Source organism: Desulfosporosinus sp. FKB, from assembly GCF_002196705.1.
Lineage (GTDB): Bacteria > Bacillota > Desulfitobacteriia > Desulfitobacteriales > Desulfitobacteriaceae > Desulfosporosinus.
This window is the reverse complement of sequence record NZ_NADJ01000033.1, coordinates 144,916-167,521: the sequence shown is the minus strand read 5'-3', so window position 1 is coordinate 167,521 and position 22,606 is coordinate 144,916. Positions and strand designations below refer to the sequence as shown.

Here is a 22,606-nt window from a genome sequence, read left to right as displayed (position 1 = left end):
AAAATTGTCACTGGAAATCTACTCTTTTCTATTTTCCGATCAATTGATTAAGCTGCTGCTCAATGCTCTTGCCCACGACGGCCTCGCCTCCGAATAGAGTTGCTCCGGTCAGTTTTTTGCTCTTCAGATAATTCACAACTTGATCAGACAAGCTGCCATCTGCCAGAATAATCGGGGTATTATGATTAGCCGCATAGACACTTCCGGCCAGTGCATCCTGAAAATTGTTGCCAGTGGTGATACAGACACTTTGCCCGGATAAGTTGAAGTATTGGGCGACAGCCAGGGAGGTATCATAGCGATCTTGTCCGGCAATTCTCACAATATTGGCTTTATCTAAAGATGTTACCTGTTCTACCTGACTTTCCACTGCTGAGCTAATAACCCCTTCTCCTCCGATGATATAGACCTTACTTGGTTTAATAGCAGCTATTTCATTCTTGACTCCATCGCTAATTCCATCTTTTTGAACTAGAAGGATAGGGTACTGATTTTCAGCAGCAATACTGCTAATAGATAAAACATCCGGATAGTTTTCGCCATTGACCAGCACAATTGGTGTTCCGCTCTTGGCCTGTAATTGATCGGTGATTTTGACGCAAGTATCATTGCCGTCCGTCCCGCCCAGGCGGGTAATCTTACTGAAACCATCTGCTTTGATTTTGGCTTCCATATCAGCACTGACTGCTGCTATACCGCCTAAGAGATAAACGTTTCCTAACGGGTCAAGATTCAACTTCATATAATCTAATGCTTTTGCTTGATCAGTCTCCGAGCTTCCGACCAAGAGAATTGGTGCATTAAGTTTGTAAGCCAGGACACTTCCTGCTAAAGCATCTTGATAGTTATCTGCGGTCGTGAGAACCACATTGGAAAGCATTCCTGTATAGTTTGCTTTTGCAATAGCCAAAGCGGTATCCACCTGGCTTTGCCCTGCCAGTCGATTGACTTCCATGATGGGTATACTCATTTTAAAATCCCAATGAACGATGTCTTGACCTACGGATATGGTAGGACTGGTATATGATTCATATCCACCCTTGGAAGCTACAATGTAGTAATCCGTGTCAGGGAAGACCATAAAACCATAAGCTCCATTCCCATCACTGGTCTGCGGGTTTTGATTGTTATTGGGCTTAAAGCCGTTAATGCTCGGTAAGGTTACAACATTGTCCGGTATTTTGCCATTAGTCTTGTTGCGTTCCGTATTAGCATAGTACAAGGTAACCTTTGCTCCGGCAATCGGTTTACCAGTTGCAGCATCCGTGATTATGCCATATGGGTCTATTAAGGTACATTTTAAACTGACAGTTCCATCGTTTGAAACGATGACTTCCATGGTTCCCAGCGTAATTGTTTGTCCGTTGCCTAAATCATAGGTGATCTTATATTGATTGTCTGTTCCTTTGGCTAGGTTGGCAAAATTGATAGTTCCATTTGCTGAAGCGCTTAATAACGCTCCCCCTGCTGATTCATAGCTCACTTTTGTCAGATCGCTTAAAGGGCTCGTGGTTCCGTCAGGCTGTTGGAGGGTTACCGTTTGAGATGCTTGCATTGAAACTGTATAATTTCCGTTTCTGTCGGTCATTACAGTTCCTGTTAGGTTGGAAACAGTAGCACCAGTTGTTCCATCAACGACACTGCCAGAAACGCTTGTTCCTCCACTTGATGGGATACTACCGCCTGATGAATTTCCACTTCCGCCACCGCCTCCACTACCCCCGTTATAGGTAAAGGTAGCCGTAAGGGCAGTTGCACACATGGGCATTGCAAAGGTAGTCGTTGCACTGTTTGCGTTGGCAAAGGTTCCCCCGTTCGAAGAAGTCCAGCCGTTGAAGCTATAATTAGAATTCGTGGTAACTGCAAGACTAATGATGTCTCCTGCCGCATAATTGCCGCTGCTACCTTCCGTAATGGTTCCGCCGGTCCCTGCTTTGATGGTGAGGGCATAGGTTGGAGCCTGCGCCGCATTAACGGCAACGCTGATGCCGGTGGTCAGCGGAACATTATTCGTGTTCACCACACCTGTCGGTAGAGTTGCTGTCCCACTGACCGTGAAGGTCTGCGCGCTGGTTGAAGACGCGTTATAACTACAGGAGTCTACATCCCAGGTCACGTTCGCCTGAACATTTCCACTACCAGTCACCATCGTCACTGTCGATGGCAGTCCCAGGGCCGACGCTGTTTTAGCTGTTCCGTTGGCTACTCCGGTAATAGCTGACGGTGTTGTGATGCTGACTAGGGTTGCGATAACTGGAGCTGCCTGTATCTCGATGGTGTAAGTCGTGGTCTTACCTCCTACCGTTACGGTCAATGTCTGGCTGGCCTCAGGGGCACTGCTGTCAAAGCCTGTTACATTAGCTAATGTGATTGCTTCCTGTGTTGTGCTGTTATCACTGTAAGTCCCTGTGACTACCATTCCGCTGATGTCCAGGCTGTCCCCGACAGTGTAAATGAGCTTCGCGGCCGGTGTTGTGATGGCAATGCTTTGCAAAGCAACCGGCGCTGCCTGTATCTCGATGGTATAAGTTGTGCTCTTGCCTCCTACCGTTACGGTCAATGTCTGGCTGGCCTCAGGAGCACTGCTGTCAAAACCGCTGACATCCGCTGCAGATATACTCTCGGTCTTTGTGCTGTTATCACTGTAAGTCCCCGTGACTATCATTCCGCTGATGTCCAGGCTGTCCCCGACTGTGTAAATGAGCTTCGCCGCCGGAGTTGTGATGGCAATGCTTTGCAAAGCAACCGGTGCTGCCTGTATCTCGATGGTGTAAGTCGTGGTCTTACCTCCTACCGTTACGGTCAATGTCTGGCTGGCCTCAGGGGCACTGCTGTCAAAGCCGCTGACATCCGCTGTGGTTATACTCTCGGTCTTTGTATTGTTATCACTGTAAGTCCCTGTGACTACCATTCCGCTGATGTGCAGGCTGTCCCCGACAGTGTAAATGAGCTTCGCCGCCGGAGTTGTGATGGCAATGCTTTGCAAGGCAACCGGTGGTGCCTGGATCGCGATGGGGTCAGTCGGGGTCTTGCCTCCTACCGTTACGGTCAATGTCTGGCTGGCCGCAGGAGCACTGCTGTCAAAACCGCTGCCATCCGCTGCAGATATACTCTCGGTCTTTGTGCTGTTATCCCTGTAAGTCCCCGTGACTATCATTCCGCTGATGCCCAGGCTGGCGCCGACGGGGTAAACGAGCTTGGCGGCGGGAGTTGTGATGGCAATGCTTTGCAAAGCAACCGGTGCTGCCTGTATCTCGATGGTGTAAGTCGTGGTCTTACCTCCTACCGTTACGGTCAATGTCTGGCTGGCCTCAGGGGCACTGCTGTCAAAGCCGCTGACATCCGCTGCAGTTATACTCTCGGTCTTTGTGCTGTTATCACTGTAAGTCCCCGTGACTACCATTCCGCTGATGTCCAGGCTGTCCCCGACTGTGTAAATGAGCTTCGCCGCCGGTGTTGTAATGGCAATGCTTTGCAAAGCAACCGGCGCTGCCTGTATCTCGACGGTATAAGTTGTGCTCTTGCCTCCTACCGTTACGGTCAATGTCTGGCTGGCCTCAGGAGCACTGCTGTCAAAACCGCTGACATCCGCTGCAGTTATACTCTCGGTCTTTGTACTGTTATCACTGTAAGTCCCTGTGACTACCATTCCGCTGATGTCCAGGCTGTCCCCGACTGTGTAGATGAGCTTCGCCGCCGGTGTTGTGATGGCAATGCTTTGCAAAGCAACCGGTGCTGCCTGTATCTCGACGGTGTAAGTCGTGCTCTTGCCTCCTACCGTTACGGTCAATGTCGGGCTGGTCTCAGGAGCCCTGCTGTCAAAGCCGCTGACATCCGCTGCAGTTATGCTCTCGGTCTTTGTGCTGTTATCACTGTAAGTCCCCGTGACTACCATTCCGCTGATGTCCAGGCTGTCCCCGACTGTGTAAATGAGCTTCGCCGCCGGTGTTGTAATGGCAATGCTTTGCAAAGCAACCGGTGCTGCCTGTATCTCGACGGTATAAGTTGTGCTCTTGCCTCCTACCGTTACGGTCAATGTCTGGCTGGTCTCAGGAGCACTGCTGTCAAAACCGCTGACATCCGCTGCAGTTATACTCTCGGTCTTTGTACTGTTATCACTGTAAGTCCCTGTGACTACCATTCCGCTGATGTCCAGGCTGTCCCCGACAGTGTAGATGAGCTTCGCCGCCGGAGTTGTGATGGCAATGCTTTGCAAAGCAACCGGTGCTGCCTGTATCTCGATGGTGTAAGTCGTGCTCTTGCCTCCTACCGTTACGGTCAATGTCTGCCTGGCCTCAGGCGCACTGCTGTCAAAACCGCTGACATCCGCTGCAGTTATACTCTCGGTCTTTGTACTGTTATCACTGTAAGTCCCTGTGACTACCATTCCGCTGATGTCCAGACTGTCCCCGGCTGTGTAGATGAGCTTCGTGGCCGGAGTTGTGATAGCGATGCTTTGCAAAGCAACCGGCGCTGCCGTTGTCACCTGAGTTGCGGTTGTATAAACGCTCTCATTTCCGGCTTCATCTTTGATGAGAACATTGAAATAGTAGGTTGTGCCGGCACTTAGTCCAGTCACTTGTTTATCGGTCAGATTGGCACTCCAGTCCTGGGCCACTGTTCCATTGGCTTCCGCATTAGTTACTGTACCTAAATTGTTACTGGTCGAATAGATCACCTTGTATTGCAAATTCGCTGCTGCTGTTACATTGTCACTTCCTGCTGCCCAGCTTAAATCCACACTGCTGCTCGTTGCATTACTCGGGATGATTGTTCCGCTGTTTCCTGCCGTTGGGTTTGTTACATCCGGTGGATCGCCAATTTGTATATTATTAATTCCTACATAGTTACCGTATGTCATGTCTCCATCATATTGATTGGATATTCTAACTTCATCAATATTTTGAAATATTGACGGAGTTAGTCCGTTTGTTGAAGTAAATGTCTCCTGATAATCAGTTTGATTTATATTAAGAATTACTGAGCCCGTTGAAATACCATTCCGAAAACCCTCAAATTTTATCTGTGGCTCACTCGCTAGGTAATCCAGAACATATATTGACTTGAAGTCAAACGCACTTCCATCATCGCTTTTAATAACAATGAAATCTGGCGCTATACCTGTACCCGGATCGTAATTGGGAATAATTACAGGTGAATCATAAGTGCTAGAATTATTCCCTAACCCAAAATATTCTACTGGAGTATCAGGAACTGTTCTATTGGCATTAAAAATATCCAACTGAATTCCACTAATGTCAGTTGAACCTAAACTACCATCATGCAATGTACTTCCCACATTGTTTGTGTCAGTACCTGTAAAACTCACAGTAGCATTACCAATAGCTCCATAAGCTAAATTCGGCATTATAACTGCTGAAAGAACAAATATTAACACAAAAATATATGATATTTTTCTTTTCTTAAACTTTATCATACTAAACTCCTTTAAAATCCTTTGCTTAATTATTGTTGCTTCGCTGTTAAAAAATAACGTATCTGTCATCATGCCAAATCGTCCATTTCCATGTTTGCTATCAAAATACAGCTTTTGTTTGTTGGCATAAGCAACCTCTGAACGGTAATTTACTATGGGTACCGCACTTTTTATACGGTTCATTTCATTCACCTCCAAAAAGTCAAAATCCACCATACAATAATTGTACAGTGGACTTTTGGGGATTTATATCACCCAATGGGTGATCTTTTTAATTAAAATAACAGTCTTTTACTTTATCAGCATTATTTGTAACCTAATATTAATCTATGATCTGATTGGATACATACCGGTTATAGCAATAATATAATTCAATACGAGGTAAGGCTGCATATTATTGACTGCTGCCCCACTTCCGGTACTACCAACTGCTACTATGCCATTGCCACTTACCGTTCCACTTACATTTACTGTTCCTCCGGGCAATTGCACATCTTTTGCAACAGAAGCATTATTATTATATGTAGTTACTGTAGTAGTTCCAGCCCTGGGCGCTTGGGCAAGATAACTTGTATTATCCGGTGTTGCAACATTTCCAAGAGTAGATGTTGCGGGTATTGTAAAACTGCCACTTGCAGCACATGTCATACCTGCAGGATTAAAAGTCGCTTGGTGATTATGTGCTGGCATATTAGCTAATGATAGGGTTGAAGTTTCTGCCCCTCCCGTTTGGCAAAGTAAATAATTTGTGTTTGTTGGTGCAAGGCCCATACCTACTGGTACACAGCCACGCAAATCTGGCAGCTTAAAGGTAGTAGTTCCATTTCCTCCAAATCTTGCGCCTAATAACGAAAAGAGTGCTTGATTCTGTACTATTTGAAGTTCCTGTCCGTTACAGAGTGCCCACCCCTCAGGTGCCCATTCCATAGGCCAAAGTAAAATTGTTCCTATAAAACAATCCATCTTAATGCTCCTCTCATTGATTGTTATTTATAATCGAAGACGTAATTTTCTTACACCCGACTACACTTTGATAAACTAATATATTAAGGCATGTACTGCATTTCCAAAGAGACGCCTTTATTTTCAATAACTTTAAATCCTATTTTTTCATAAAAAGCATAGGCGCTTTGATTAAACCAAGTTACTTGAAGGCTTACAGTTTTCCCTCTGTTTGCGGCATTTTCAATTACTGCAGTCATAAGTTTTCTGCCAATGCCCCTACATCGGTATTTTTCCAGCAACCCTAGTGCCAAAACACGTACTTCATTTTTTCCACGTAATAAATAAAGTCGTCCAACTGGTTCTTTATGAAGCATCACTATATTTAATTCGGCCTCTGGATACAATTGCTGCAATTGCTGTTGTTCTATGTTAAACTGCTGTAATATTACAGTTGCTTTTATCTCTTTACTTATACCATTGATGAAGGCTAAATCCGGGCGACATTCTTTAAACAATTTTAATAAAAAATCCTTATGACCTGATTCCACAGGACACGATGGAATAATACTTATTTGATCACTATCCTCAATATTTTTCATTTATCATTTTCCCTCTATAACTTAATTAATACCAAAACCTTTTTCTGATTTAACTGAATTATTGTAGCAGGTATTTTTCAGGATCATTTATTTGATGTGCAATAACCGTTTAACAATTTGAAATCTATTATAAATGCCTTTACCAAAACCCAATTATTATTGTACAGTGAACTATTTTTAGTTTATATCACCCAGTGGGTGATCTTTTTGTAAAGTTTTATGTTTTTAGCAAAAATCACCACGAGGGTATCGAGCTGATGAAAACGCAGCTCTGAAGTTTGCTATTGCAGATTATTAAAATGCATTGAACACCCTCTCCTTTGTATCGTTCACCAAGCTAACGCCACAGATTATACTTGGCTCTCTGCTACAGCCAAATAATAACCATATTTCTTAACCCTCTCAGCTTATTTGTTTGCTAATTGAAAAAGTTCGCTAACAGATATTTCAATATTGTTGCCCCACCGAATACAAATTCCATCTGTAGTTACCGTATTAAAATAATCCTTGTCCGAAAGCATGCCAAACCTTAAAGTCTGAAGCCTGCTTTCAAAATTCAGCGTTACACTGTTCCCGTTGTCAAGGTGTACCTCCAAGCGGTAATCCCCCTTAGGCACCACACTTTTTATACGGCTCATTACATTACCTCCCCAGATAAAAAATCCACCCTACATAATTGTAAAGTGGACTTTTTGGGATTTATATCACCCAATGGGTGAAATCGGAATATTTATTAAAGTTTTTCTCAAAAATGATACTGCTTCAAAAGAGCCCGTGAATTCACGCCAAGTTTCTCAAATATACTTTTCAACTGGGTTTTGACTGTGTTTGGGGAAATATACAATCTTTGACCTATCTCCTTATTGGTGAGTCCGTCAGCTGCAAGCTCAGCAATTTGAGTCTCTCTTTCAGTTAGTTCGGGTTTCCCCTCTGCCAGAAAGTTCTTCTTAATCATTTGGTCTACCGACTTCTGATATATATCATAAAGTTCCAATATTTTGATGATGTCCTTCAGATATTTACCTTCGTTATAAAGTTGCTCAAACAGAGGTTTAATATAATCACAGTTCTCTACAAAGGGCATGTAAACCTTGTCCGGCATAGCTATGGCAAGTGCCTTCAAAAGCGCAAATAATGCCTCCTCCGACCTATATATTTGCCAATTTGCAGCTGCAAGGTAGATGTATGTATAAATTTGTCCGAGCAGATTAGGGAAAACAGAGGCTATACCAATAAAATGTTCAGCACTGCCTATGAGCCGTAAGTATTCCCCATCAATTAAAAGCACTCTGCCATACACGATATTTATCATTGGCATCGTTGGAAAAAGAAGCCGGCTGCTGTTAAAATCACCTGTTTCTATCCAGTTTGGTATTTTATCCCGTTGATTGAGAAGCGAAAAAACAAACCCTTCACATATATTGATGGTATGAATAAAATTACTATGCCTTATGTCTAATATGCTCTTATACATGCTTTGAAATAGCTCCAACAGAGAGGAATAATCCCCTTTAAAAAAGCTAAGACGAATTTGCAGAAACAGAGCACATAAAACAATCCCAATCTGCTTATTTGCTTGAGCTTTGTAGAGGGCTTTATGCATTACAATCTCAGCATTTATAACATCACCTAAACTAAAATATCTTTCCGCCTCCATGATATATTCGGCACCGCTGCCATGACCATTGGTGATTCGGTAATAGTGGGGTAAAGCCTCTATTAAGTCATGAACGTGTTTTTCAAGCTTTCCGCTTTCTTTATAAAACATATGTAAAACCGAAGGAGCTCCATAGGTCCAATTAGATCGTAAATCTATAAGTGAAGTAGGCTCACTAAGCAATTGGACAGCTTTCTGATGGTGCTCTGACATTTTATTAATATCATTATATTCGGTGAAGCTAAGTAACAGCTCATATTCCCCTAAAAGCCGTTTTTTGAGGTCATCATTCAAGCTCTCAACCTTTTGAATATTGCGGGTGAATTCACGACAAGCCTTTTCAGCCAAGACGGGCTCTTTATATGAAGTGAAGGCCAGAGCAAAAATAAGTAAAGCCAAATGATGCTTGCGCTTTACCTCATCCGGGCATTCTTCAAAATATTTTATGAATAATTCCCTTCTGTTCGGTGTGTTTACTCCATTAGCTTTGTTGTGTTCAATTGTAAGCAGCAATTGCTCAAAGTCTTTACATCCATAAAAATAGTGCATAGCGGCAAAATGGTCACCGGCTTTCAAGTACCACTGTGCTGCTCTCCATTCGATTTCCCACTTTACGGTTTTGCTTTCCAGCTTATTTCTAAGGAAGTTAGTGAAGATATTATGCATTTGATAGGTCTTAGCCTTGTGATCGTATTTTAAGAAAGCATTTTTGTTAATAACCTCATTTAAAAGTTGATCTGCATTTTCTTTATGCCACATGTAAAAGGCCTGCTCGAGGGTAAAGCTGTCAAACAGACACAGGGTCAAGAGAAAAGTTTTAACCTCCTCAGAAAAAGACTTATAAACCGCCTTTTCAATCAGATTATAGATATTTGTGATGGTAGTAAAGTTGCCCTCCTCTATGTAATTGAGCATCAGCAGGTACAAGGCGCTTATCCACCCCTCAGTCAACAAATATAACTCGTCTGCTTCAACAGTTTTAAGACTGATTCCACACAGTCCGTAATAACCTGCTATTTCCTTAGGCATTAATTCAAAAGTTTGCTTAGTAATATGACATAAATTACCTTTAAGCTTCAATTCATCAAGAACTTGAAGTTCCGTATAGCGTGCGACTAAGATTACATGCAGATTCGCCACTTCGCTGATTATGAGAAACTCGATAAAACTGTTGACTAATAAATTGTCTATTAAGTGGTAATCATCTATTACAAGCACAGTTTTAACACTCAGTTCAAGACCCTCAATTAACTTTAGGGCTTCCTGTCTTGATACACTATCGTCAGGAAATCCAAGCAACTCAAGGTTCCGAGAACAGAAACCATCCAATTCATCAAACAGATGACTAAAGCTATGCCAAAAACTGTCTATCGAACTGTCATAAACTCTTTGCCAAAGTACATTAGCATCAGTATTATTTAAACACTCCCTAACAGCCGTTGTTTTCCCATAGCCCATGGGGGCTTCAACAATGGTTATTGGATATTCAATTATGCTATTTAAGGCTTCCTTTAGCTTATCTGATAAATAGAGTGCTTTTTGATTATAACGTTTTGCTATGGACATATATACACCACCCTGTAGTACGTTCCGGCGTTCCCAGTTCTCGATTTCAGCCGAATTATACTAATATTCCGTCACCATCCTCCACCGAGCGGCATTAAGCCTCCTTAACAAATGGCCGCACTTTGACCAGAAAGACTGCCTCTCATGGGAGCGACTGATTGGTCATCTGGTCAAAAAAATGCACCCGGCATACACTGCCTGATGCATTTTACCAAAAATTTTAAGTTCTGTTATTATACCGGGTATAATAAAATTGACTCAAAAGTATAAGAAATGAAAAATTTATTTACCGCAGCAGGCCCGACTCCCGGGACAACTCCAACGCCTCCCGACGCCCAGTGACCCCCAGCTTGCCATAGATGCTGGTCAGATGGGCTTTCACCGTCACGGGCTTGACGCCGAGTTCCGCGGCGATCGATCGGTTGTCCATGCCTTGAGCCAACAGGTGCAGCACCGCCAGTTCCTTGGCCGTGAGCGGTTCGGCCAGGTGAGCCGCCGGCACCGTCTGCAGCCCCGGGTAACTGATCACCGGGCTCCCGCGCAAGAGAGAGAGCAACTGCCGGACATAGGCTGACTCACCCTCCTCCTGCTCCCGGCTGCGGCCCAGCCGTCGAAGGAGGGCCATCATCGGCGCTCCTTCGTCTACGAAGCTGCGCAGGTAAGCGTTCTCCCGACCAAGAACGAGGTTCTGCCGGAGGATCTCCAGACCTTCTGCCGTCCGACCCGCAGCGTCGAGGGCCATGGCCTGCAGGTTGGTTATTTCGATGATTCCGGGCAGACGCTCCTCTTTTTCAGCAAACACCCGTAATCGTTCCAAAAGCAGCAGGGCCTCGTCCCGCCATCCCCTGGCCAGCAAAACCCTGGCCAGGGTTATATGTTCGTATGTCCGAGCGGCGCTAAGGCGATCGTATACGTCCAGACGGCTCCCGGCCAGCCATTCCTCGACTGCCGGCGCATCACCAGCCGCCAGGTGGAGGCGCGCCTTAAGGGCGGCCAGGGGGAGCAGCCACTGCGGCTGGCTTAAGCTCCGGACAATCTTTTCTCCCTCGGTGGCTACAGTCAGGGCGCCCGCTAGGTCGCCGCGGGCGAAGTGGATCTTGGAGAAAGTGAATAGGGCCGGCACCAAAGCTCCAGCCTCTTCCATCCTTTGGGCCTCCTCCATTCCTTCCGCCAGGCTCCGAGTCGCATCATCTTGCTTGTTCCATTCGTAAAGGGCCTCAGCGTTAGCTACCAGAGCGTAACCCGCGCGGATGGCTGGGGCAACCAGCGCTCTGACTTTGAGATAGGACCCGCTCTCCATGGCCTGTGCCTTCTCTTTCAGATGGCCGAACCCTCCCAGTACTCCTCCCAGCAGGCTGGGTTCTTGCGATTGCAATATATTTATTAAGGTATACGTAAAAAACTTTTTCCGGGCCTGACCGGCCTGGGCCAACCAGCGGAGGCTTTCCGGCACATCCCTTCGTTTAACCGCCAGGTAGGCCCCTAAAACAGCCCGGTCGATAGCTATCCTGTTTGTATCGCTAATACCATTTTGTTTTATATCCCGAGAGACGGCATCCGCCTGATTCAGCCACCGCTCCACTTCGGCAGGCTGGTTGGCTGCAACTGCAGCCCAAGCCTGCGCCATACACAGAGCTGGGCTTTCATTCAGTTTCTCGGCCGGCAGGGCCTGCAGCCACCGGAACAGCGTGGCAGTTTCATCCCAACCCAGCATTTCCAGAAACAGCCGCTTCACCAAACCGGCCGCATGCTGGAAATCCTCCCCTTGCAAGAAGTAATCGACGGCTTTAGCAGTCAGCCCGACATCCTCACACCAACGGGCGGCCTTACCATACAAGCCTGGGATCTGCTCCGGATATTTTTCCTGAAGAAGTCCCCTTAAGAATTCGGCAAAGAGGTGATGATAGACGTACCAGCCCTCCTTTTCGTCCAGGCAGGTCACAAAACCACTTGCCTGGGCCAACGCGGTGAGCACAGCGCCGCTGTCCAGCCTTCCGGTCACCGCCTCACAAAGCGGCCCGGAGAGATGGCCTAGTATAGAGGTTTGGAGCAGGAATTCCTGCACATTTGGCCCAATCCCCCCAAACACCTCTTCTCGGAAATAGCTGGCCAGCAGGCGGTCTCTGCCCCCGAATCGTTCGATCGTAGCAGCTTTATCGTCACTTTTCAACAAGGACATAGCAGCCATCTGCAGGCCGGCCGCCCAGCCTCCGGTACGTTTGGTTAATTTTTCGACCTCTTCGCCGGTGAGATCAATATTTCGATGACTGTAAAAGGCCGCCGCTTCCCCGGTGGCAAAGACAAGATCCTGAACAGTCAATTCCGCCACCTGTCCAGAGGTCCGGAGGCGGGACACCGGCAGAGGCGGTTCTGTGCGTCCGATGATGATCGGATGCAATTGCCGGGGTGCGTAGCGCAGCAGGAATGAGAGGGTTTCGTGAACAAGGGGTTCACTGATGAGGTGATAATCGTCTATAACCAGGATACAATCAAAGGGCAGCTGCGCAAGATCGTCTATGAGCAGAGAAATGACCGTTTCCCAAGGGGGATTGGTTGAGGAATGCAATATGGGCACCGTCTCTTTACCCAGGCCCTCCCCTATGCCGCTAAGAGCAGCTGTAACATAGGTCCAGAAACGCACCGGGTCGTTATCGCCATCGTCTAAAGACAGCCAGGCCACGGGGAAACCCTTTTGCTCGGCCCATTGAACTACGGCACTTGTCTTACCGTAGCCAGCGGGCGCAGTCACCAAGCTGAGTCCGCTATTATGCAGCATGCCGTCCAAAAAGGAATAAATCCGCGGACGTTCTACCAGGCCAGATAAGGAGAGCGGCATTTGCAGCTTGGTCTGAAGCAAAGGAACCCGGAGTGTATAATTATTTAAGGGAATAATCTTTCTTTTCATCCCGCCACCTCATAATATATATAAATTCCAGTCTGGTATCGAAAGGGAAACTCGGTCAATGTATCCAGTTTAAATTTGTACTTTACATTGAGCTGCAGATTCCTCACTGCCACTCGGTTTTTCAATCTGCATATATCTGGAATTCTATAGAATTCTATAATTTCCTCTAATCACAGCAATATTGATTCAGGAAAAATTCGAACTAAACTTTGAGCACTTCTTCACCTTAGCCTTATACCTTTATCTGGCTGCGGTAAAATATTTACCTCCATAGGATATTCGATTTATGTGAATAGGCTTCCCATTATACAAGTACTTCCCTCCTCTACCCCTGTTTTAAATACAGACTCCACTTCAACAATCGACTGAACCTTAACCCTCTCAATCAACTTCCGAAACAAATCCCCATATTCTGGACCACATTCATCAACGCATTCTGAAGTTCCGCTAACCTTGTATAGATATCCTCACAGCCAAACTTCGCGCCCTTATCTTCCCCAATCAGAAAAGCTTCTTTATTACTAATAATCCTATTCATAACTTGTACAAATTCATGTTCCAAAACCTTCTCTTTGATAGTCTCCATATCCCTCACATCTATTGTTTTCAAGCGTTAGACGGGTTGATGAGTGGAAAGGATGTCTCTTCTTGGACCTATCAAGGAAAATCGATTCCATTTATTGAAGTAGATAATAATATTTTCTTTGCGGATCAAAAAAAGGACAATGAACAAGGAATACCGTTCGGATTTTTAAGTACCTACCGGAAAAGCATTGAAAAAGCAGCAATTATAAACATCATATGGAATTGTTATCTTACGAAAATATGGGGCACTCTTCCAATTCCCTATGTCCTTCCACTCTATATGACCCTCAGAATGCCATTGAACGGAGGCATGTCTTCTATCGGAGAAACCGTTGAAGGAAACATAGAAGGTCAAGTTCAATCCTTTAAAAGAACAATTAGTTTCTTTCAAGAACCATGACAGTATCTTTATCCAAAGTCATAATTATATTTTTAAGGGACCCAAAGCTGTGAAAAACAGTTTTGAGTCCCAATACGTTCACTATATCTCTCGAGTTCTTAACTTTTTTTAATTCACCGATACAATAATAGACAATCAATTGACTAAGTAATAGACGATGATTGCTGAGGTTGGTTTTTGTCATGGATTACAATAAAGAATTCTTTCTGTTGCATCTTATGGAACAAGTCTATTCCAGCCTGATTTCAGTTTCAAATAGGCTTCAGACGACAGGTGATAGGTACAATACACCATTAACATCCAGGCAATATATGACTGTGCTGGCAATTCTCCATTTGCCCGAAGATGAGACGACGATCGTTAACATTGCAAACAAGCTGGGAGCAACTAAACAAAATATCACCCAGCTGATTAATAGCCTGAAGAAAAAAGGCTTCATCACCATTATCCCCAGCCCAAAAGATAAAAGGGCAGTCAATGTGCATTTGACTGAGTTGGGAATTCAAACTTTGGTAAGCTGCGGAGGCAGTGTAACCATTGATTTTATGGCGGATATTTTTAAAGATTTCAAGCAGGAGGAGTTGGAAATTCTTTGGAAACTACTCGTTAAAAAACTATGTTCCATCAATTACTGCTACAGTATAGCCGTCGATGGTTCCGTTATCAAAACCTTATTAGCAAATGGACTTTTTAACGATGATTATTCATTTGGTTTAATCCACTTATATCAATGACTTTAAGAGTATCTCTGATCGCATCAATCTGCGTCAACCTTGTTCTTCTGGAATACAACTTACTAAACTCATAGATGCCAGTAATATCAATGGATTGACAGTAGCAGAGGCTAAAGTGCTGTTTGCCTCCACTTCCATCTTTTTCTTGTTCCTAAAGCGATCCTTTAATTTGGTCCGATTACATTATTGCCAATAGAACCTCTCTAATCTCTTTGATCACAGATTCTGAAGTTTCGTATTCAATTTTCTTCTCAAGAACTTGTTTAGCTGATCTGCCACCGATTTTTCCTAATGCCCATGCGGAGTAACCACGTACTAATTCTTCGGGTTCATCCATCGCCTTTGCTAGGTCAGGAATAAATGCCGGGTCACCCAAATTGCCTAGCGCAATGGCGGCATTCCGTTGAAAGTATTTCTTCTCATGAATATAGTTGTACATCAAGGGCTCCACTCGTGTTGCATAAAACTCATCTGTCATCCTAAGCATTTGCGAAAGACTGAAATCGTTTGCCACATTCACCAAAAACGGATCGTCCGGCAGTTTTGCCTTTAGCCTTGCCTGATTGCGGGGACATACTTCTTGGCAAATGTCACATCCATGGACTTTTGTCCCCATTTTTTCGCGAATTTCAGGTTCAATGTAACTGCCTACCATACGCTCTTGCGTCAAAAACGTATTAAACGCTATGCAACGGCGCGGATTTAATTTATTCGGCTCATAAATAGCTTTCGTAGGACAAGCTTTCATGCAGGCTGAACATCCTGCCGGGCAACCGATCTCAACGGTAGGGCTGTCATATTCGAGCTCTTTATCAACCACAAAGGAGGAAAGGAAGATAAAGGACCCAATGCCTTCTGCATAAGCGAAATTGTTTCTACCGAAATTCACAATACCCGCTTTAGCTGCAACCAACCTTTCTGGTAAACTAATCTTATCAGCTACTTCGCATCCGAGCCTGCGCAAATATTCCCGCATCAATCGTGTCCTGGCACCATTGATAGTATTAGGCGGCGCGTAATAACTCCTTGCTTGATAAATCCGGCCAATTTTACCGGTCAATTCCTTTGGAAAGCTCTTTTGCGAATAATCATAAACTGTTGTAATGATTGATTTTGCATTTTTCATAAGCGAACGGGGTTCCGCTGCAACCAATGGACGACCCGGGCTATTTATATAAAAAGAATACATGTCTTGTCTAGTGGTTAACTCAGCGATATATTCAGGAAAACTGTCGGCAGGAATAATACCGACCTTACTGTATCCAAGATCTAAAGCAAATTCTTTGATCTGTGTTGTTAGTGACATTTTCATATCTCCTCTCAATTCTTAGTTTAATCAAAGTACCAGACTTTGTTATATTTAAAAGTGTATATACACATATTTAACGACAAGAATTCATTTTAATTACCCTTCTGCTTAACCCACTTATCTCAGATTACTAAACAAAAGCTTCAAGTTTTGAAAGCAATTTTTCAAAACCATCTAATTCCGCCTTTCCAAAAAATTTCTCCAGTGATGTTTGCGCTTCTCCCCATAGTACCATAGCGTTAGCCAAGGAAGCTTTACCGTCCTCGGTGAGCGTTACCATCCTAGAGCGCGAATCTTTACCAGTGTTAACCGCTATTAACCCGGCATTCATTAAAGGTTTCATATTCCGATTCAAAGTAGTTCTGTCAATGTTCATGTTCTTAGCTAATACACTGATACTCACAGACTCAAATCTTTCGAGACTCCGCAATAAGGAATATTGCGTAATTTTAAGTCCGCTTGGTTCCAACACCTTGTCATAAAATTGAGTTACTGCCCTGGAAGCTCGCCTTAAGTTCAAACAGTGACAAGGGCTTGGAGATTTAGGCGTGCATTTAACAATTTGATTCATTTAACTCTATCGTCTTTCAAAATATAGTAGAATTAAAACGTAAAGGTGTATATACACTTATATGTTTAATCAATAATATATCTTTTCTATTTTCCTGTCAATATTCAGCCCTCAAACCTTTGTAAGCAGCTAAGTGTTAGTGACACATATTCCTTTTAGGGTTGAAAAAATATCCAATTTTCCCAATAACCAAAAACCCTCACCGAAAGTTGATATAGGAAAAATTCGCACTAATCCAATTAATTTTATTCTCAAAACAAACGATGTGGCCTTGAAGGTTTTTTTAAGACCGTTGCAATAATGATGCAGAACAATATTTGGTTCTAAATGTTTACAGATATGTTTATCGCATAAGAATAGAAGAAGCACTAATATTCATTAGTGCTTCTTCTATTCCATATATGCCTGAAAAATTAACCTCTGCTTGACTCATTATACATATTAACTACCTCCCATTGGTTAATTTATCTTATTCGTATTTTAGGCAAAGGTGCTTGTCCATAGTCAGAAAAACTTGTCCACTGCTATTATTATATCACATTTATTTAATCTTAAACCATATCTTTGGCAATTGTAAAAATAACTCCGTCACCAGGGAGTATCCAACCATTAAATTCAATCCTAACCCCATTAGTATTCTTGTAAGGAATAATTTTCAATTTCTTTTCATCCATAAAACCGAATCCAAAACCATTAACACGATAAGGGGATGAATTACTTAACATAAAATTGCTACTAAAGCGTTTACATGGTGCAGTTATACGATGCTGATAATGAATATCGGTAATTGGAACAAGAGACTCTGCTACTAGTTCTATAGAACAACTGTCTTCTATTTCAATAGTAAATTGACCAGAAATATCTACTTCGTAAATCGGATCTCCACTTGTCGGTAGGTTATTACACCTTTCAATCGATAGTTTGATATTTTTATCTATAATTTGATTTCCGATGGTAACGCGGCATTTCGTAATTTTATATAATTCACTATCATCCACATCTTTAATTGGTGTCATATAAGCACCGACTGGAACAGTCTTACTCTTTTTCTCAAATGTTGGATTTACAATTGTAAATACTCTAGTAATAATCTTTTTCATGTATTTTTTTTCATCATTTATTATACACTCAACATCATTAATATATTCTTTATAATAACATTCATTGAGAAAATTACTTATTTCATCTTCAACAACATAAAAAAAGCTAGTAGGATCATTTGTTCCATAATATAACCTTTTATCAACCTCTCTCTTTAATGCTTTTAATCTACTCCATTCAAGATCTTTGATAAAATCGTATGTTGTCATCATTTTTCTTAAGGAATTTATAAGGTTACGACCATAATGAGTTAATTCCATAAAAATAGCAACACTACCTACAATAAAAACAGCAATAAAAAATTCCTTAAAAAAATCAATTAAAATTTCATTTAATAATGAAAAATCAAAGTTATGCTCATATAAAGTAACAAATAATAACCCAAAGGCACTAATGACTGTAAGTGGGTTACAAAAAATAAAAAAAGTTTCGATTACCCCACGCCTTCTAAAGTGATCAGTAGACGATTGTGTAGATGTGTTAGGATTCGTATTTGAATTTGCCAAGCAACTACTCTCCCTTCATAAATAACTCTCCACTACACAATAAGTTATAACTCGATTTTTAAGGTGATGATTTTTTCCGCTTAATCTAATATAAAATTTTTACTATATTTCTACATAGCAAGATAGAATTCCTTTGCAATAACGAAACAAGTACTAAAAATTATTCCAAATTTAGGAATAATAAAATCGAAGTGACTATCAATTTGTATTCAAGAAATCTTGATATAAAAGTCCACTTTGTCAAAGGACTTTCATAAAGACATTCACATAACTAAACAAGAGTTGCCTAATCTGGGAATTCTGTTGACTTAACTTTTTAATTCTTTCATAACAAGCATAAATGTTATAATTTGTCTTCAAATCCCTGGCGAAAAACTACTTGCGAGCATAAACATAGAGTTTTAAGGTTTGTCCGTTATCTTGTTTTTCAAATTCAGCCTTGGCATACATGGTGTGGGGAAATAATCTAAGTCCCCAAAATATAGCCACAGGACCAAATGAATTGGGTTTTGGCCCTGATCATGAGTTCGATGTCTCCCAGGGATTAAGTGGTCTAATAAAAGACCTCCAAGCTCAATCTAAGCTAAAGTTCGGAGAATGGTTGACCGATTGGATGGAAAACCACAAAAGAATTGAGCTTAGACCAGCCATCTGGGAGAACTACCAAGGGTCCATAAAAAAGCACATAGTACCCGAATAGGAGACATATATCTTGGAAACCTTAGTACAAGTGATATACAAAAACTTTATAACAAAATGAAAGCTGGAATACCGCAACAGCAGTTACTTTACCAAAGTTAGAAACGAAACAAGTCAATGCCATGAATAAGACAGAAATGAACCAATTCTTAGAAGCCATCGAAACTGAGGTATTAAGAGCGGCATTCTTAATACTAATTGGAACAGGCTTAAGATTAGGAGAAGTGCTAGGGCTAGGGCTACGCTTGAAAGACATAGACCTTCACCAAAGAACAATTCATGTTGTTCAAGCGCTTGTCAAAACTAAATCGGAAGGCTTAATTCTGAAAAGTCCTAAAACCGAAAAATCAAAAAGTATGCTAAGGAAAAGTACGAAGATAACAATCTGATTTTTTGTGCAAAAAGCGAAAAACCAATAGACCCAAGATTCTTGACTAAAAAGTTTTGCGAAGTTAGAGAAAGAGCCGGTATCTCAAACGAAATTAATCTCCACGCATTGAGACATACCTATGCGACAAGGCTGCTTGAAGAAGGCGAAAATATAAAAACGGTATCCGAGCTGCTGGGACATACGGATATATCAACTACCGGAAATACTTATGTTCATGTTATGCCAGAAATAAAGCGACCCTCTTCTGAAAAAAATGAATAACCTCCTAAAAAAAAAATCCCCTCGTAAGTGAGAGGATTAGTTTTGATTACTCTATTGCAGTAACGTTGCATTATTTGAACGGCTTTTCAGAATGACTAAGACCCTGAAAGCCTTGATATTACTGGTCGGAGCGACACGATTTGAACGTGCGACCTCTACCACCCCAAGGTAGCGCTCTACCAAGCTGAGCCACGCCCCGATTCTTTCTCCAAAAGAAGACTTATACAGATTAACATACTAAGAAAAAAAATGCAACCCCATTCTAAACTCATTTCATTCTTTTATCCTATTAATAAAGCAAATTATCAAGTAATCAGCTCTCTGCCCCTAGGTTTGACCTATTATCTCAATTTTTCGGACCCCGGTGATTTTACCAAGTCCGTTTAAGAGATTTTCAGGGATGTCATCCATTCCTGCTGTTTCCAAGGAAATTGAAACATTGGCGATGCCCTGAAGGGGAATTCCCTGATTGATGGTTAAGACATTTCCTTTTAAGGAAGCAATAAAATTCAGGACGTGAGAAAGCACTCCGGCTTTGTTTTCCAAAATCAGAGAAATGGTTAAGATCTTTTCGCGGCTGGCTTCATAAAACGGAAACACACCGTCTTTATATTTATAGTAGGCGCTTCTGCTTAAACCTACTCGTTCAACTGCCTCATTAATCGTATAGACATCTCCTTTTACCAGGAGTTCCTTTGCCTTTGCAGTCTTCAATATGGCTTCGGGCAAAATGTCTTTACTAACTATTAAAAAATCGTTCGTCTTGCCAACCACCAAATCTCTCCTATCTCTCGATCATCCTAAATGTCCAGAATTATTATACGCTAATTAGTACGGGTTTTGCAAGAACTCGAACTTATCAACACACCATCTAAAACTTTTGCCCCCTGCCCCAAGAGATAATCATCGGTAGTGTAATGGATATAATAAAGATTCCTTTACCCATTCCATAAAACCACCTTATATCCTAGTTCCTCCAAAAGTTGCATATCTTGTTCAATGGAAATACCGGCAGTGGTAAGCATATCCGCAGAAATCGCTGCATTAGCTCCTGATTGAAAGCATTTCACACCTTTATCTTTCAACAACCCTCGACCACCCGCAAGACGGATAGAGGCATTCGGAACAAGAAAGCGAAATATTGCTACGATACGGCACATCTCTTCGTCAGATAATTTATCATTATCTTCATAAGGAGTTCCTGAAATAGGATTAAGCATATTTACTGGAATTGAGCGAATGCCTAGTTCTCTAATCGTTAAAACCATATCTATTCTGTCTTCCATAGTCTCTCCAAGCCCTACAATACCTCCGCTGCATACATTTAACCCCGCACGCTGTGCAGACGTAATAGTTTTGATTTTGTCATCGTAGGAATGGGTAGAACAAATTTTAGGAAAGTAATTTCTGGATGTTTCTAAATTGTTATGGATTCTAGTTGCACCTGCCTCTTTAATTTTCTTGAATTGAACTTCATCCAAAAGCCCGAAGGAAACACAAACTGCAATTCCGGTTTCTTTTCGTATAGCTTTGATACTTTCACAAGCCTTATCGACTTCATCATCATTTAGTTTTTTTCCGGAAGTTACAATAGAATAACGAAGCACTCCTTTCCTTTCACTAATCTTCGCCTGTCCTAGAATTTGATTCGTATCTAATAATGGATAATTGTTAATAGCGGTATGATAGAAAGAAGATTGTGCACAATATTTACAGTCTTCAGAGCACCTTCCGCTCTTTCCGTTAATAATTGTACAAATATCAAAGTTGTTTCCACAAAAACATTGTCTGATTTCATTCGCTGCCAGACAAAGTTCTTCTAAGGGAACATTAACAAGCAGCAATGCTTCTTCTTTTGATAAAAATTCTCCATTTAAGACTTTTCCTTTAAGATTCTGTACATGGTTCATTTGATCCACTACCCTATCGTCAAATAATTTCTTTATAAACAATTATAATAAAAATGCCCGAATTGTAAACTATAAGCACTAATAAAAGTTTACAATAATTTTTAAAGAAATTTCCACTTATGAAATTTCATATAATTAGAAGTTCAATTGTCTCGACAATTATTAGATTATTTGTTTTAATATTCGAAATTAATATTTTGATCAATATTTTAGATAAACAATTCGGGTTCTTTTCTGAAAGAATACTCAATTTCTAGTTCTTGCTTATGTCTTAAATAATTTGCATCATCATAATATTTTGCTTGAGAAGGACATTTTTTAATACAGGCCCCGCATTTGATACAGATTCCTTTTAATTTAGAAGTATCTTCCTCATCAATTGAGCCCATAGGACAAACACTGACACAAAGTTTACAGTCAATGCAATTATCGTTTGTTTTTGGAGTAACTCTTCTGATATCCACGGGAGTGCCATTTTTGTCTTTGGGCATATAATACGGTCTATAGGGTTGATTTCCTTTTATTGCTACAGTAACTATTTCTTGCTGAGTTGTAATTTTTGTGGATATACGATGAGCGAATTGATCGACTATCTCCATGTCCTTGTCATCCGGTCTATTTTTAGCAAGAATTACTGAAAATGAGTGCTCCCCTATAAATGCCCCACCCGCAACCACTTTAAAAGTATTAAACTCGAGAATATCTTTTAGTTCGATTAAAGCATCGTCAAAGTTTCTGTTTCCATACACAACAACTGGGATTGCTAAGGCATTATTACCTTGAATCGTATTTAAGTATTTTAATAGGATGTTCGGAACTCTTCCCGCATAGACAGGAACCCCTATGACAACAATGTCTTCATTCGAAAACGAAACAGCCTTCGATCTTCCCTCTGGTAAAGTAAAATCAATGGTATTTAGCACTAAATCTTTACAAATATTGTCTGAAATCTTCTGGGCGATACTAGATACTATTTTTTTCGTTGTTCCTGTCGGGCTGAAATACATCGCATTAACTTTTTTATTCATCG

Annotated in this window: 16 protein-coding genes and 1 tRNA gene; 3 read left to right on the top strand and 14 right to left on the bottom strand. The window is 41.9% G+C overall.

The features are described from left to right. Positions 1-28 precede the first annotated feature (28 nt). The 7 genes from B5Y67_RS11835 to B5Y67_RS25340 all read right to left on the bottom strand — a co-directional run bounded on the left by B5Y67_RS11835 (position 29) and on the right by B5Y67_RS25340 (position 13,695). Positions 29-5,620: a bacterial Ig-like domain-containing protein gene (locus tag B5Y67_RS11835; RefSeq protein WP_170932676.1), complete on the bottom strand. Its 5,592-nt coding sequence runs from the start codon at positions 5,618-5,620 to the stop codon at positions 29-31. 144 nt (positions 5,621-5,764) lie between these two features. Beyond that, positions 5,765-6,400 carry a tail fiber protein gene (locus tag B5Y67_RS11830; protein WP_088226636.1) on the bottom strand — a complete coding sequence of 212 codons (636 nt, stop codon included), beginning with the start codon at positions 6,398-6,400 and terminating at the stop codon, positions 5,765-5,767. A gap of 83 nt (positions 6,401-6,483) precedes the next feature. Further along, complete coding sequence (locus B5Y67_RS11825) at positions 6,484-6,981, bottom strand: GNAT family N-acetyltransferase (protein ID WP_088226635.1); 498 nt, start codon at positions 6,979-6,981, stop codon at positions 6,484-6,486. Positions 6,982-7,388: 407 nt separating this feature from the next. Beyond that, the gene (locus B5Y67_RS11820; protein ID WP_088226634.1) at positions 7,389-7,619 is read right to left on the bottom strand and encodes a DUF2442 domain-containing protein; all 231 of its coding nucleotides are present in this window, start codon (positions 7,617-7,619) and stop codon (positions 7,389-7,391) included. 107 nt (positions 7,620-7,726) lie between these two features. Continuing rightward, complete coding sequence (locus B5Y67_RS11815; RefSeq protein WP_088226633.1) at positions 7,727-10,204, bottom strand: LuxR C-terminal-related transcriptional regulator; 2,478 nt, start codon at positions 10,202-10,204, stop codon at positions 7,727-7,729. A gap of 286 nt (positions 10,205-10,490) precedes the next feature. Next, the gene (locus B5Y67_RS11810) at positions 10,491-13,109 is read right to left on the bottom strand and encodes a LuxR C-terminal-related transcriptional regulator (RefSeq protein WP_088226632.1); all 2,619 of its coding nucleotides are present in this window, start codon (positions 13,107-13,109) and stop codon (positions 10,491-10,493) included. Between the two features lie 385 nt (positions 13,110-13,494). Further along, positions 13,495-13,695, bottom strand: coding sequence for a hypothetical protein (locus tag B5Y67_RS25340; protein WP_170932670.1), 201 nt, complete (start codon positions 13,693-13,695; stop codon positions 13,495-13,497). Positions 13,696-13,734: 39 nt separating this feature from the next. Here B5Y67_RS25340 and B5Y67_RS11805 point away from each other — a divergent pair, with 39 nt between their 5' ends. Together B5Y67_RS11805 and B5Y67_RS11800 are read left to right on the top strand one after the other, a co-directional pair. Next, positions 13,735-14,094 carry a hypothetical protein gene (locus B5Y67_RS11805; protein WP_207652416.1) on the top strand — a complete coding sequence of 120 codons (360 nt, stop codon included), beginning with the start codon at positions 13,735-13,737 and terminating at the stop codon, positions 14,092-14,094. A 182-nt stretch (positions 14,095-14,276) separates the two neighbouring features. Continuing rightward, a complete protein-coding gene (locus B5Y67_RS11800) occupies positions 14,277-14,828 on the top strand; it encodes a MarR family transcriptional regulator (protein ID WP_088226631.1) in 552 nt (183 codons plus the stop codon). Positions 14,829-15,006: 178 nt separating this feature from the next. On the opposite strand, the gene B5Y67_RS11795 is transcribed toward B5Y67_RS11800, so the two are convergent. The 3 genes from B5Y67_RS11795 to B5Y67_RS11785 form a co-directional block, all read right to left on the bottom strand. After that, complete coding sequence (locus B5Y67_RS11795) at positions 15,007-16,134, bottom strand: 4Fe-4S double cluster binding domain-containing protein (protein WP_088226630.1); 1,128 nt, start codon at positions 16,132-16,134, stop codon at positions 15,007-15,009. A 133-nt stretch (positions 16,135-16,267) separates the two neighbouring features. Next, positions 16,268-16,708 (bottom strand): MarR family winged helix-turn-helix transcriptional regulator, encoded by a 441-nt coding sequence (locus B5Y67_RS26210; RefSeq protein WP_088226629.1) that lies wholly within the window; start codon positions 16,706-16,708, stop codon positions 16,268-16,270. Between the two features lie 551 nt (positions 16,709-17,259). Next, positions 17,260-18,315, bottom strand: coding sequence for a hypothetical protein (locus B5Y67_RS11785; protein WP_088226628.1), 1,056 nt, complete (start codon positions 18,313-18,315; stop codon positions 17,260-17,262). Between the two features lie 821 nt (positions 18,316-19,136). Between B5Y67_RS11785 and B5Y67_RS11775 the strand changes: the two genes are divergently transcribed. Further along, complete coding sequence (locus B5Y67_RS11775) at positions 19,137-19,403, top strand: tyrosine-type recombinase/integrase (RefSeq protein WP_088226626.1); 267 nt, start codon at positions 19,137-19,139, stop codon at positions 19,401-19,403. A gap of 385 nt (positions 19,404-19,788) precedes the next feature. Here B5Y67_RS11775 and B5Y67_RS11765 read toward each other — a convergent pair. The 4 genes from B5Y67_RS11765 to B5Y67_RS11750 form a co-directional block, all read right to left on the bottom strand. Next, positions 19,789-19,865 (bottom strand) — tRNA-Pro (locus B5Y67_RS11765). Positions 19,866-19,993: 128 nt separating this feature from the next. Beyond that, positions 19,994-20,440, bottom strand: a complete 447-nt coding sequence (locus tag B5Y67_RS11760) for an ACT domain-containing protein (protein ID WP_088226624.1) — start codon at positions 20,438-20,440, stop codon at positions 19,994-19,996. A gap of 164 nt (positions 20,441-20,604) precedes the next feature. After that, complete coding sequence (bioB, locus tag B5Y67_RS11755; protein ID WP_088226623.1) at positions 20,605-21,576, bottom strand: biotin synthase BioB; 972 nt, start codon at positions 21,574-21,576, stop codon at positions 20,605-20,607. A gap of 209 nt (positions 21,577-21,785) precedes the next feature. Then, on the bottom strand, positions 21,786-22,604 hold the full coding sequence (locus B5Y67_RS11750; RefSeq protein WP_088226622.1) for an EFR1 family ferrodoxin: 819 nt from the start codon (positions 22,602-22,604) through the stop codon (positions 21,786-21,788). Positions 22,605-22,606: the final 2 nt, after the last annotated feature.